This is a genomic window from Paenibacillus sp. GCM10028914 (assembly GCF_042666275.1).
Lineage (GTDB): Bacteria > Bacillota > Bacilli > Paenibacillales > Paenibacillaceae > Paenibacillus_AQ.
The window spans coordinates 224,041-236,611 of sequence record NZ_JBHTFO010000012.1 but is presented as its reverse complement, the minus strand read 5'-3'; the positions used below and the strand labels follow the sequence as shown (position 1 = coordinate 236,611).

At 43.7% G+C, this 12,571-nt stretch carries 12 protein-coding genes; all 12 read left to right on the top strand.

The genetic code is table 11. The features are described 5' to 3' along the window. The first annotated feature begins 4 nt into the window (after positions 1-4). The 12 genes from ACFQV5_RS11290 to ACFQV5_RS11235 all read left to right on the top strand — a co-directional run bounded on the left by ACFQV5_RS11290 (position 5) and on the right by ACFQV5_RS11235 (position 12,560). Positions 5-811 (top strand): hypothetical protein, encoded by an 807-nt coding sequence (locus ACFQV5_RS11290; protein ID WP_379246719.1) that lies wholly within the window; start codon positions 5-7, stop codon positions 809-811. Between the two features lie 27 nt (positions 812-838). Continuing rightward, a complete protein-coding gene (locus tag ACFQV5_RS11285) occupies positions 839-1,351 on the top strand; it encodes a WXG100 family type VII secretion target (protein ID WP_379246717.1) in 513 nt (170 codons plus the stop codon). A gap of 147 nt (positions 1,352-1,498) precedes the next feature. After that, on the top strand, positions 1,499-1,774 hold the full coding sequence (locus ACFQV5_RS11280; RefSeq protein ID WP_379246715.1) for a WXG100 family type VII secretion target: 276 nt from the start codon (positions 1,499-1,501) through the stop codon (positions 1,772-1,774). Between the two features lie 145 nt (positions 1,775-1,919). Continuing rightward, entirely contained in the window at positions 1,920-3,944 is a 2,025-nt protein-coding gene (locus ACFQV5_RS11275; RefSeq protein WP_379246713.1) for a serine/threonine-protein kinase, read from the top strand. A gap of 27 nt (positions 3,945-3,971) precedes the next feature. Next, positions 3,972-4,724: a vWA domain-containing protein gene (locus ACFQV5_RS11270; RefSeq protein ID WP_379246711.1), complete on the top strand. Its 753-nt coding sequence runs from the start codon at positions 3,972-3,974 to the stop codon at positions 4,722-4,724. Positions 4,725-4,729: 5 nt separating this feature from the next. Continuing rightward, positions 4,730-5,566, top strand: a complete 837-nt coding sequence (locus ACFQV5_RS11265; protein WP_379246709.1) for a hypothetical protein — start codon at positions 4,730-4,732, stop codon at positions 5,564-5,566. A 183-nt stretch (positions 5,567-5,749) separates the two neighbouring features. Then, the gene (locus ACFQV5_RS11260; RefSeq protein WP_379246707.1) at positions 5,750-6,550 is read left to right on the top strand and encodes an SDR family oxidoreductase; all 801 of its coding nucleotides are present in this window, start codon (positions 5,750-5,752) and stop codon (positions 6,548-6,550) included. A gap of 118 nt (positions 6,551-6,668) precedes the next feature. Beyond that, positions 6,669-7,043, top strand: coding sequence for a DnaJ family domain-containing protein (locus ACFQV5_RS11255; protein WP_379246705.1), 375 nt, complete (start codon positions 6,669-6,671; stop codon positions 7,041-7,043). Positions 7,044-7,210: 167 nt separating this feature from the next. Next, the gene (gene hrpB / locus ACFQV5_RS11250; protein WP_379247005.1) at positions 7,211-9,721 is read left to right on the top strand and encodes an ATP-dependent helicase HrpB; all 2,511 of its coding nucleotides are present in this window, start codon (positions 7,211-7,213) and stop codon (positions 9,719-9,721) included. 64 nt (positions 9,722-9,785) lie between these two features. Beyond that, a complete protein-coding gene (locus ACFQV5_RS11245) occupies positions 9,786-10,334 on the top strand; it encodes a general stress protein (protein ID WP_379246703.1) in 549 nt (182 codons plus the stop codon). A 417-nt stretch (positions 10,335-10,751) separates the two neighbouring features. Next, on the top strand, positions 10,752-11,936 hold the full coding sequence (locus ACFQV5_RS11240) for an acyltransferase (RefSeq protein WP_379246701.1): 1,185 nt from the start codon (positions 10,752-10,754) through the stop codon (positions 11,934-11,936). Positions 11,937-12,200: 264 nt separating this feature from the next. Further along, positions 12,201-12,560, top strand: coding sequence for a replication termination protein (locus ACFQV5_RS11235; RefSeq protein WP_379246699.1), 360 nt, complete (start codon positions 12,201-12,203; stop codon positions 12,558-12,560). The last annotated feature ends 11 nt before the right edge of the window (positions 12,561-12,571 follow it).

The following is a 12,571-nucleotide window of genomic DNA, read 5'->3' as shown; positions in this document are numbered from 1 at the left end:
CATAATGTTGACGATTCAAGCTTCCAAACAGGACACCGTAACACTAAATGAAAAAGAGTTTTTCTTTTTGGCTGGCATTCTCGGTTCAGATCGTCTGCTCGGGGTTGAAGATCCTTTCAGTGGATATTTAACGGAGGAGATCGCAAATGAATGGGAAGCATCGAAAGTTTCACTTCTTGAGAAAAGCTATCTAATACGTGAAGAGAGTGGAGAATTGTCAATTCCGCCTGAAGTATTCTCGCGTGTGGCGATAGCTGGCCTCGCAGAGCGTGCCTGTTGGTTGAAATATGAGAACAATGAAAAAGCATTTGAAGGATATCTACATGTAACAGAAGAACAAGTAGTACAAGTTCGTAAATGTGATGACAATGGTCGTTGTTATATGCTTAGTGAACTTGGATCGATTGAAAATACATGCAATAAGCTGGTGGAAGATCTAGCTCTTAGTGAACAGTCACTAGGTGAAATTCCTGCCCTGCTGCTTAGCCGTAAAGAATTTTCAGATATTTATACTTGTGCTTCGGATATGAACAGTGATGAGATCAGCGACAGATTGGCAAAGTTGACCGACGATGTCGAAGGTTCAATTGCACTGGCAAAATGTTTGAAAAATAGGGTTTCTTCAGGGGAACTTCAGCTGTCAAAATGGAACGGGTATAACTGGGAGAGTCAAAATGCAGCGTTTATTGTGAATGATTCCATGAACTGGCTGCTGCGAATGAGTCTTCAAGGCGATCAGGATTGGCTGACCGCAGCACCTGCAACAAAGGAGCAGTTTCATCATATGCTTCTCATGTGGCTGAAACAGTAGAGGAGCCCGTATGAAAGGTGAGGACCTATGCGTATATCTGTCGAACCGGAGTTACTCCGGGCATTAAGCCGTCAGTTTCAGCAATCCAGCGAACAGTTTTTAACTATAACTAATCAACTTAATCAGGCGATTAGTTCGCTCGTTTGGGAAACATCAATGAAAGCGGCGGTAATTGATGAATGGCAGTCAGCTCAGAAGCTTGGTGAGCATTTGGGAGCTCTATTGTCACAAATGGGCAAGCATTTACAAACGAAAGCCGATCAATTTCAGGAGGTTGATCATCAATATCGTACGATTCTTGAACATGCAATGATAGGCGGCGTGTCTCCTACAGCTTTGTTTGCTGCCTCGAAGCATGAAGGGGTTAACTCTATCTTACCGGAATCCGGCACTTCGGGATCTGTCATTTCGAACCCAAGTTCAGCAGCAGCTGCAGTTGGCATGAGCAGTGAAGACGGCATTTCTTCCGTCAAGGAGGCTGCTCTAAATGGCCAAGGATGGACCTTTACCGATCCATCAAGCTTGAGTATCGCTAACTAACTCCAAAATAAAGAACAAGACCCAGTTTCACACTGGGTCGTTGGGGGTAATTGGAAATTAGGTCTGAGGACATTTTGAAAATACTTCCATCTTCGGCTAACATAACAAATGAAAATCAGAACCGATAAACCAAAGGAGGGTACATACATGGCAGGTCGCATTTTAATTACGCCGGAACAAGTTGAACAAGTAGCAAATCAATTTAAACAAAGCGGTGAACAGAGTCAACAAATCGTTAACAGCTTGACTCAATCTGTAAATGGTATGGAAGGTCAATGGGACGGTATGACGAAGCAACGCTTCTTTCAGGAGTTCCAGGAAGCCAGCCGCTTGATGAATTCTTTCGTTCAAACGCTTGACAGCATCAGCATGGAACTTAAAGCTATCGCACAAAAATTCCGCATGGCAGACGAATCTCGTTAATTTCTAATTGGGCTATTTTGCTATATAATAAGTTCATAGACTAGGAAACCGGGTGTTCAATCTGACTCCCGGTTTTCTTGCAATCTTAGATGACTTATACAAATTTACTATAATAATCCTGATTCCATGAGAGAGGGGGATGTTCATGACTTATCAGCCGAATCCGGGCGATGAAATTATCATAAACGGAACGGCCTATACAGTGGGACAGCACCCTGCCGCCCCAGGTCTAGCTTATGCTCAAGCGGGAAGGCAGGGAATTGTATATCAATTGCTTCCGAAAAATGGAGAGATACATGAGGCGAAAGCCTTAAAAGTGTTTTTCCCAAAGTTTAGGATCCCCGCGATGGTTTATCAATCAGAACATATGGCTAATTACCGGGAAGTTCCCGGATTGAAAGTGTGCAGTCGTGATGTGCTTACTCCCGAAAGAAACGGAGATTTGATTGCAGAATACCCGGACCTTCTTTATGCCGTTCTAATGCCATGGATTCATGGGTTTACGTGGTTCGATGTCGTTAGCGATCAACGTACTCTCGGTCGAGGCGAAAGCCTTATGTTGGCAAAAGCTCTGGCTGCGATCGGTTCGAGTATGGAGCAGCGTGGATTGGCCCACTGCGATTTGTCTGCACCAAACGTCATGCTTCCGTTTTTTTCGGAAGTGAAGCTTCCTGAAGGTTCTGCAGCCGTAGAACTTGTAGACGTGGAACAGATCTATAGTCCTAAGATGGATCGTCCTGATGTGCTTCTGGCAGGGTCACCGGGCTATGCAGCTCACCGTACGGTACACAGTGGTTTATGGAGTGCATATGCGGATCGTTTTGCAGGGGCTGTAATTATTGCTGAGATGCTAGGCTGGAGCGACCAATTGATCGTATCTAAGGCTTGGGGTGAAAGTTTCTTTGATCAGCATGAGATGCAAACACCTTGTGAACGATATTTCTTACTTAAAAAATCTTTAAGTAACCGATGGGGAACAGGGTTGTCAGATCTGTTCAGCAGGGCTTGGGACAGTCAGGATTTGAGTAGCTGCCCTACTTTTGGGGAATGGCTGGTTGTTCTTTCGACGATGTCCGAGGAAGAGATAAAAGAAGAGGAAACCGACAATACAGATGCAGCAGTATTGTCTGCCGCAGGATCTGAAACGAAGGCAGCTCCGCTCCCGTCTAAGGGGCCTGAAACTGATGATGGGCTCCTAGGTATTACTCCAGGCAACCGAGAAGTTAATGAAAATGTGGTCGGTCGTTTATTCCATCAAGCTCGAGATCTTGAAAGTGCGGGCAACCTACTTGGAGCATTGGAAATCTTCCGCTCTGCTTACCATTTTGTTAAGAAAGACAGTCCTCTGGAAGTGGAGTTAGCGGCTGCAATTCAGGAACTGGAACAGAAGCTATATCCACCGGCTACAGGGAAGCATGGCTGGAGGGCGTTAATAAGTTCTAAAAAGTTTATGATTACGTCAGCAGCTGTCATTGCTATTCTGGCAGGATCCGCAATTACGGTAAATCAGATTTTAGCCGATAAAGCCGAAAGCAGGGAAGCAGCTCAGCTCGTCGCTGCTAAAGAAGCTCAAGAGGCGGAAGAAGCCCGCCTAAAGAAAGAGGCTGAAGAAAAAGCGGCAGAAGTAGCTCGTCAGCAAGAACAAGCTCGATTAGATAAAGCTAAGCAGGAGGAAGACCGCAAAAAGGCGGAAGCCGCTGCTAAAGCTGAAGAAGCTAAGAAAGCTAAGCTTGCCGCTGAAAAAGCACAGCTTCAGGAGAAGTATGAGAAGCAAGCCAAATATGAAGCATATTTGGCAGAAGTAGAGGAGAAGAAGAAGCGTGAGGCTGCTGCTGCAGCAGCAGAAGCGGCGAGACAGGAAGCGGCACGTAAAGCACAAGCCCAGAAAGAAGCAGCACGTAAAGCACAGGCTGAGAAAGAAGCAGCGAAAGCTCAGCAATTAAAAAAACAACGTGCTCAGAATGTAGTGCAACTCATCGCATTTTATGACAGGGCCTATAACGCTCAGATTGCCGGCAATACGGATCGAGCGAAGAACTATGCTAGAAGTTTTGCGAATTTGTATAATAAGGATGCTTCTTATTACAACAACGTTGGTCATATGAGCACGCGAGCAAAAAGCATAAATAAATTTATTGATAACAGCAGTTATTGGCTGCCGAATATTTGACATAACGAAAATGCAGGGGTGTTTCATGTGAATTACACAATACAAGCTTCACAGCGTACGCCAGCGCTCATAATCTATCTGATTGACATTAGTGCATCCATGAATATGTTGATGGAAGGACGCAGGCGGATTGATGTTGTCTATGATGCTCTTTCACTTGCTATTCGGCAGATGGTCTTTCGCTCGACCAAAGGAAACCGTCTTACTCCCCGATATCGTATTGCGATATTAGCATATAGTGACGATGTGTTCGACTTGTTAAACGGGATAAAGGGGATTGATGAAATTGCAGCAGTAGGGACGCTGCCTGATCTTACCCCAAAGCGTTTTTCCGATTCAGCGAAGGCTTTTCTTCAAGCGGAGAAAATATTGCAGACTGAAATACCTAATATGCAAGATTGCCCCGCACCTCTTGTATGTCATATGACAGATGGCGTTGCAACAGGGGAAGATCCAGAGCCTATAGCTAGGAGAATTATGAATATGAGTGTGCCGGATGGGAATGTGCTGGTTGAGAATATTTTTATCTCTGATCATTTAATGAGTAAACCAGTGAGTGAGCCCAGACGTTGGAAGGGTATTCTCTCCGAAACAACACTTGAAGATGAACATGCCCATAAATTAAAAATGATGTCATCTGTATTACCGGAAAGTTACCGTGAGATGTTGGTCGAAGCCGATTACCAGTTAAGCCCTGGAGCATTGATGATGCTGCCTGGAACATGTGCTGAACTAGTATCAATCGGGTTTCAGATGTCGGCCGCAACACCGGTCAGGTAGAGCATATGAGATGTTTGAATGCGGGTCATGAGTCGAGAGAATATGACAGATTGAAATCATCTCCTTCTTATTTTTATGAGAGCAAGCAGTCGGGAGAGCAGCCCATTTCCAGCGTTCACCAGGGTTTTAAGTGCAGGTATGCGTATGGAAGAGCGGCTGAAACCGTAATGCAATCCGAGAAGGGGCAAGATTATATGGGATTTGCTGTGGATGGCGGTATATGCAGTTTTGTCCTTTGCGATGGTGTTGGATTGAGCTACAGAGGGGATTTTGCATCAAAGTTTTTAGGCAGCAACTTGCTTGCATGGCTGAGGCAGGGTAACGAGCTTTCGGCACACCACCTAGAACATAAATTGCATGAACTAACTGTGGCATCCACTCAAGAGGCTGATTTATATCGTGTGGAAGATAATACACCTCAACTTCTAAAGGAAGTTCTGTTGGAGAAACAGCGGCTTGGCAGTGAGAGCATGTACATATGCGGAAGAATTGAGCTTCCCAACCGTTTTCAGCGAAAAGGTAAACTGTGGCTTGCCTGGCAAGGTGACTCCCGACTCCGATTATTTCACGACCATAAGGAACTCTCACATCGATTTGGAGATCATTTTCGGACAGCTGAACGTTGGTCTACACGGAATGGATCCGTGGGAGGGAAACCGCATGTTTATCAATGCAGATTTGATAATCTTTCTGGTTACCGTCTGCTTATGTATAGTGATGGCTTAAATGATTTGGATCCGATTTCGCAAATCGTGCCCGACGATGAAGTACAGGTGTTGATGAATGCACTTCATACAGGAGGCTTGGAAGATGATGCTTCCTTTCTTGAAATTATGTGGTAACGCATAGGTTATAATAACTTTTTATTTATATAAAAATGTTACAGAAGGTCACTTTGAGTAATTACTCGGGTGATCTTCTTTGGTTTATTCGAAAAAATGATACAAGTGATTATAATCCTCTTCCTTTTGGGTAATCTTGTGACAGACAGACTCACAATGTGACGGAAAAGGAGATGCGTATTAATGAGTAACAGAGACAACCGATTTTCTGGGAGAACAGCAATTATTACAGGTGCAGGTTCCGGGATCGGTAAAGCTGCAGCGTTAAAGCTTGCTAGGGAAGGCGCTAATGTCGCTCTATTTGATTTAAAGGATACACGTACTAAAGAAGTAGAAGAGGAGCTTAATGGAATCCGTGAAGGCTGTGCCCGGGCTTTTGACGTGGATACTTCTAATCCTGATCGCATTGAAAGAGCGGTGCTCGAAGCTGTTGAAATATTCGGGGGAATCGACATTGTGTTTGCGAATGCAGGAATAAACGGGGTTCTCGCTCCCATTGAAGAATTGAAGCTGGAGGATTGGGAGAAGACGTTGAATATTAATTTGAACGGGACTTTCCTGACCGTCAAATACGCAATTCCTCACTTGAAAAAAAGAGGACAAGGCAGCATTATCATCACAAGTTCTGTAAATGGTACCCGAGTGTTCACAGGTTTTGGTATGATTGCCTATAGTACAACGAAGGCTGGACAAGTGGCCTTTGCCAAAATGGCAGCACTCGAGCTCGCCAAGTTCAAAATTCGAGTAAACGTTATTTGTCCAGGAGCCATTTCAACGAATATTGATCAAAGCACGGATAAACAAGGGAATTTAGAGGATATTGTGATTCCAATTGAATATCCGGAAGGTGGCCAGCCGCTTGAAGATGGTCCTGGTACAGCGGATGAGGTTGCTGATCTGGTAGCATTTCTAGCATCGGATGAATCACGACATATCACGGGTTCACAAATTTTTATCGATGGAGCTGAATCCCTACTTCGGTAATTTGTCGTTATCCAAAGACCGTTCACTTGGAACGGTCTTTTTTAATGAACAATATTTTCTTTTGAACGCTGATTCCTTTATGATAGACATAACGAATGTATTAGGAGGAGGCCTTCCCTTGAGCATATTTTCCCGTTTGGCTGAACAGAAGATTGAGGAAGCTATCCGAAATGGTGAGCTTGATCATACACCTTATGCGGGCAAGCCTTTGCCTATAGATGATCTGTCTCATATTCCGGAGGACCTGCGCATGTCATATCGTCTGCTGAAAAACTCCGGGTATATACCTGAGGAAATTGTCCTTCACAAAGAATGTGTCCGATTATATGACTTAATACATGCATGCAGTAATGCTAGCGAGAAAGAACAGAACCAGAAGCTCCTGAACGAGAAAAGATTGCGTCTTCAGTTACTGCTGGAACAGCGAGGGCTGGGAACAAGTGGAGCATTTCAACAATATGAGGTGCAGATTAAAGAGCGATTGACTGATTGAGTTCAGTGGATCGTAGGGTACTCTATTACGTATTCATGATGTGAAGAACAAACAAGCGTCTGCGCGTACCTGAATCTAGACGGTAGGCTTGCAGGCGCTTTTGATTAACTTAAAGTAAATATTGAATAAGAAATCTACATGACAGGAATAGAAATATGGATAAAAATATGAATAACAATAAGCTCCCTATTCTTCAAGTTTTACCGTTAATAAAGGAAACGTTCTGTAAGCACAATTCGGTTGTACTAATCGCAGAGCCCGGAGCGGGAAAAACAACTCAAACCCCACTTGCTCTTTTAGATCAGCCGTGGCTCAAAGGGAAGAAAATAATCATGCTTGAGCCTAGAAGGATAGCAGCTCGCTCAGCGGCATCTTATATGGCTGCCTCAATTGGAGAACCTGTTGGTAAAACTATCGGATACCGCGTCAGAATGGAAACCAGAGTAAGCGAAGAGACGGTTATAGAGGTTGTTACTGAAGGGATTCTTACCCGAATGCTGCAAAACGATCCAGAGTTATCGAATGTAGCGATGATAATATTTGATGAATTTCATGAGCGAAGTATTCATGCAGATACGGGGCTTGCACTTGTACTTGAGTCTCAATCTGTATTTAGGGAGGATTTAAAACTGCTGATTATGTCAGCAACGCTGGATGCAGAACCAGTCGCTGCTCTCTTGGACAATGCTCCTGTTATTCACTGTACGGGGAGAAGTTTTCCCGTTGAGACCATTTATGTACCTGCCGGATCTCAGCGATTGGAGCAAGCTTGTTCTAGTGTAATTAGACGTGCACTTCTGGAAGAAGAAGGTGATATTTTAGTCTTCTTACCGGGAGTAGCTGAAATTCGTAGAACTGCTCAGGAACTAACACGTTCTGGGCTTGGTTTGCAAGAGAATATCGTCATACATGAGCTTTATGGGCAGCTTTCAGCAGAAAAACAAGATGAGGCAATACATCCTGCTGAAGAAGGAAAACGAAAGATAGTACTAGCGACCTCGATTGCTGAGACGAGTCTGACCATTGAAGGGATTCGGATTGTTGTGGACTGTGGTTTAATGCGTTCGGAAGTATTCTCACCAAGCACTGGACTACCACAGCTCATTACAAAAAGGGTCTCCAAGGCATCAGCAGATCAGCGGCGGGGAAGAGCTGGGAGACTTGCGCCAGGTGTATGCTATCGGCTCTGGAGTGAGATGGAGCACTCGTATCTGCCTGAGATGAATATACCGGATATCCGGCAAACTGACCTTACATCGCTTGCGCTTGAACTAGCAGTTTGGGGTGTGAGAGATCCACAGGAATTATCTTGGCTTGATACACCTCCTTCAGCTGCTTTTGAACAGGGGCGTGAGCTGCTCCGTCAGTTGGGGGCGATAGATCATGATGGCACTGTAACCAATCATGGGCGACAGATGTCTGAGCTAGGAATGCATCCGAGACTTGCTCATATGTTACTTAAAGGAACGGAAGATGGACAAGGGGCTCTAGCATGCAGGCTTGCAGTACTTCTTCAAGAAAGAGATCTTATGGGCGGATCAGAGGCAGCTCTTGATTGCGATATACGGACTAGAGTAGAACGTTTACAGTTTATGGAGCAGGGACGGTATAAATCAAGTGGAATGGAGGGGAAAGAAGGTACTATAAAGCGTATAATCCATGAGATTCATACTCTGTGTCATCAGCTGGGGATAAGTAGAAATACACAGTATGATTTACAGACTTGCGGCTTGCTTCTTTCTTTTGCATATCCAGATCGAATTGCTAAGAACCGTGGCGGTGGTAGCTTCCTGTTACGTAGTGGACGAGGGGTTGTATTGAAAAAGGTACAGCCTTTAAGCAGGGCAGAATATATCGTTGTTGCGGCTGTGGATGATAAAGGTGCAGAAGGAAGTGTTCAATTAGCATCCTCCTTCGATGATTCTTTGATTTGGCGTTATTATGGAGAAGATATTGCTAATGTAAAAGAAGTTGTTTGGGATTCATCGGCTGGGGCTGTACGGGCACGTATCAAGCATATGTTTGGAGCCATTGTCGTAAAAGAACAGTTCTATGATCAACCTCAGACGGAAGAGTTAACGTCAGCAGTCTTGGAAGGAATCCGCAGGGAAGGTTTATCACTTCTTTCATGGACGAAACAAGCAATTCAAATGAGACAGCGTTTATTGTTTATGAAGCTTCATTACCCGGAATGGCCGGACGTTTCGGATGAAGCGCTTCTGAACCAGCTTGAAGAGTGGCTAGAGCCTTATCTTGAAGGTTCTCGTAACCGTCAATCTTTACAAAAACTGAACATAGCTGCGATGCTTGAGAATTTATTATCCTGGGAACAGCGTCAGCTGCTGCATAAGGAGGCACCGACGCATATTAAAGTGCCGAGCGGTTCCTCCATTCCAATCAATTATCAGGATCCCTCCCAGCCTTTCTTGGCTGTCCGACTGCAAGAAATGTTCGGTCTTCCAGAAACGCCACGTATTGCAGGTGGAAGAGTAGCTTTAACCATTCACCTGCTCTCCCCAGCGCAAAGACCGGTCCAGGTTACATCCGATTTGTCCAGCTTCTGGAGTAATGGGTATTTCGAAGTGAAAAAAGATTTAAAGGGACGTTATCCCAAACATTATTGGCCGGATAATCCACTAGAGGCTGTACCTACAAATCGGACACGTGCAAAGATGTAAGGTTTGGATCTCCTATGAACCGGGTAATGAGGGGTATCTCATAACGATTGTAGGAGGAATTATCATGGAAAAGAAAATAGTAGGTGTATTCGAAACCGATCAGGAAGCGTCTCAAGCGATCACGGAGTTGCAACGCAGAGGAGTTCCTACTGATGCTATTTCCATTATTGCCAAAGATGATCGAGATGTTGAAACGGTAACAGGTGAAACAGGAACAAAGGCGCCAGAAGGTGTGGCAACAGGCGCAGCAACGGGAGGTGTGCTCGGCGGGGTAGCGGGATTATTGGCTGGAATCGGAGCATTAGCCATTCCAGGAGTAGGTCCGATCCTCGCTGCTGGGCCTATAGCGGCTACTTTAGCTGGTGCAGCTGTCGGGGCTGGAGCTGGCGGTCTGGTTGGTGGATTGATCGGTCTTGGTATTCCGGAAGACGAAGCAAAAGAGTATGAATCTTATGTTGAACAAGGTCGTATTCTTGTTCTTGTAGAAGCGGGCAGACAGGATGTCGATATTTATGATATTTTCCGTACGCATCGATCCTTAAATGCAGACAGATATGGTAGCTACGAAGGTAGAATAGATAATGACCTACCGCCGCGTGGTACGATTTTGTAATTTCGTTCGTTGTTAGAATAATGGTGAAGTACGGGAGGATGTCTCATAAGTGTTCGTACAAATGTGAACATTCCCAATAGTTAGACAAAGGAGCTCAATTATCACAGTTCAAAAGTGGTAATTGAGCTCCTTTGTCGATTATGAATAGCATATTGCGGTTATGGAGGAAACCTGATTTGTTTGCGGACTGACGTTCCGTTATTTCTGTAAAAATGTCACTTTTAGAACGTAAGAGGACAGAGAATCCGCTAATACTTACAATCAGTAAAAAATCAGGTGTGTTTTGAGTAAATAACGGAAACTGAGTCCGCTTAGTCCCGATAAAACGTTGTTTTATACTAAATAACGGATGGTCTGTCCACTTTCTAGAACGCTATAATATAATAGAGGATAGTTTATTAAGAATGGGGAGAGAGAATGCGTAAGGAGAGAATACTAGAAATTGAACGCCTTCGGGGTTTGGCGTTCTTGGCTGTCGTTTTACAGCACTCCATTGCCCATTATTCAGTGGCATCTGGAATGACAATGAATGATGGCATACTGATGGCTGTTCTTCTTATGGCATCTAAATTTGCGGTACCTGTTTTTATTTTTATTACAGGGATGGTTCTTTTTTATAATGATTCAGATCGATTCCAATACGGTATCTTTATCAAAAAACGAATAAGTGATATATATATCCCATTTGCGATATGGACCATTATCCATGTTGTAATAAATCATAGCATTCAATTCGGATCCCTGGAGGGATGGACTGATCTTGGACGCATGCTTATTACCGGAAAGGCAAGTACGCATCTATGGTATATTATTATGCTATTTCAATTCTATCTTCTGTATCCAGTTTACCGTTCGTTGATCCAAGGAATCGTTAAACGTCTTAAACCTCGAATGAACATATTACTGCTCGTTGCAGTAGGAATTCTGTTTATTGTAATGACGGCTAATATATCAGACATTGGTCGATGGATGGGAAATCTTCAGATCCCAGTATGGAGTGATTTGTTTACGACATATGCAGATCGAAATGCACTTTATTTCTCATTTTACTTTATTTTAGGGGCCGCTGCTGGAATGAATCCCCAAGTGTGGACCACATGGATTTCGCGTGCTAGACCTCTCTATTGGACTTTATTCTGCTTCATGTTTGGTTTCCTTCTCTTGAAAGGAATACAAGAAATTCGATTGGCTGAAGGAGAACGAATTACATTTTATTCGCTGTCACTACTTAGTCCATGGATGGCAGTGTTTCTTATTAGCTCAATATTCGCAATGTATGATGTTGCGAGATGGATTTGTCTCAAAGGAGGCCGGAGACTAAACGTGCTTTTATCATCGATTGGACTATATTCGTTTGGTGCATACCTTATGCATTTGTTGACACTTCGAATTAGCTATGTCGTGGATGAAAGTATGTTAATCGGGGCACCTTCATGGATCCGAATAACTTCTTCTTGGGTGATTAGTGTATTATTAGCTTATTTAGGAGCACGATTATTTTCATTACTGCCGTTTGGCAAATGGTTGACAGGCGTGCCCGGAGGGCGCAGCCTGAAACAGGCTACAACCAAGCGCGAATCGAATACAACAGCACAGATGTAACAACCTTAACCGCCTATGGGCGGTTTTTTTGTAATTAGCGAATAACACATCCCATATATAATAATTTCAACATATGAAAAATTCATAACAATAAACAAATAAATCAGCGTTCCTCCTCATTCATTTCATCATCATACTATCAACGTACCTATTCACTTCAAGAATGTGAAAAAAGCGAGTCTACCCCCTTTTATGCAAAATGAAAGCCGTGGTTTATAATGGTATATATAGTGAAATCAAGATTCTAAGGAAGGGGGCGGTAGTATGGCTTTTATGATCGCTCAAAGGGCATTTATTAAAGTTTATCTAATTACGATGGTTGAGCAGCAACGCGGATACGGTTATCAGATGCTGGAAGAAATGCGACAAGAATTTAAGAAGTATGGCTACTCTCCTCCGCAAAGTGAAATTTACCGCGCACTTCATGAACTGGTACAGGAAGGTGTTTTCTATCGGACGAAGCAGTTGAAGGGGAATGATCCTAAAGTCGACTTTCAGGAGATCGTCCTATATCATTTTACCGATGAGGGTGCGGAAAAGGCTGAACTTTATAAGAAACAAGTGAAAAATGATCTCGATCGCTGTTTAGGGATACTCAATAAAGCGGTAATAGATAATTATTGAGGAGATCAAAG

What these genes read in the sequence shown, in the direction of transcription:
- ACFQV5_RS11280 (WP_379246715.1), top strand. Translation starts at nt 1,499, where the DNA reads ATGGCAGGTCGCATTTTAATTACGCCGGAACAAGTTGAACAAGTAGCA.
- ACFQV5_RS11240 (WP_379246701.1), top strand. Translation starts at nt 10,752, where the DNA reads ATGCGTAAGGAGAGAATACTAGAAATTGAACGCCTTCGGGGTTTGGCG.
- ACFQV5_RS11265 (WP_379246709.1), top strand. Translation starts at nt 4,730, where the DNA reads ATGAGATGTTTGAATGCGGGTCATGAGTCGAGAGAATATGACAGATTG.
- ACFQV5_RS11260 (WP_379246707.1), top strand. Translation starts at nt 5,750, where the DNA reads ATGAGTAACAGAGACAACCGATTTTCTGGGAGAACAGCAATTATTACA.
- ACFQV5_RS11245 (WP_379246703.1), top strand. Translation starts at nt 9,786, where the DNA reads ATGGAAAAGAAAATAGTAGGTGTATTCGAAACCGATCAGGAAGCGTCT.
- ACFQV5_RS11235 (WP_379246699.1), top strand. Translation starts at nt 12,201, where the DNA reads ATGGCTTTTATGATCGCTCAAAGGGCATTTATTAAAGTTTATCTAATT.
- ACFQV5_RS11290 (WP_379246719.1), top strand. Translation starts at nt 5, where the DNA reads ATGTTGACGATTCAAGCTTCCAAACAGGACACCGTAACACTAAATGAA.
- hrpB (WP_379247005.1), top strand. Translation starts at nt 7,211, where the DNA reads ATGAATAACAATAAGCTCCCTATTCTTCAAGTTTTACCGTTAATAAAG.
- ACFQV5_RS11285 (WP_379246717.1), top strand. Translation starts at nt 839, where the DNA reads ATGCGTATATCTGTCGAACCGGAGTTACTCCGGGCATTAAGCCGTCAG.
- ACFQV5_RS11275 (WP_379246713.1), top strand. Translation starts at nt 1,920, where the DNA reads ATGACTTATCAGCCGAATCCGGGCGATGAAATTATCATAAACGGAACG.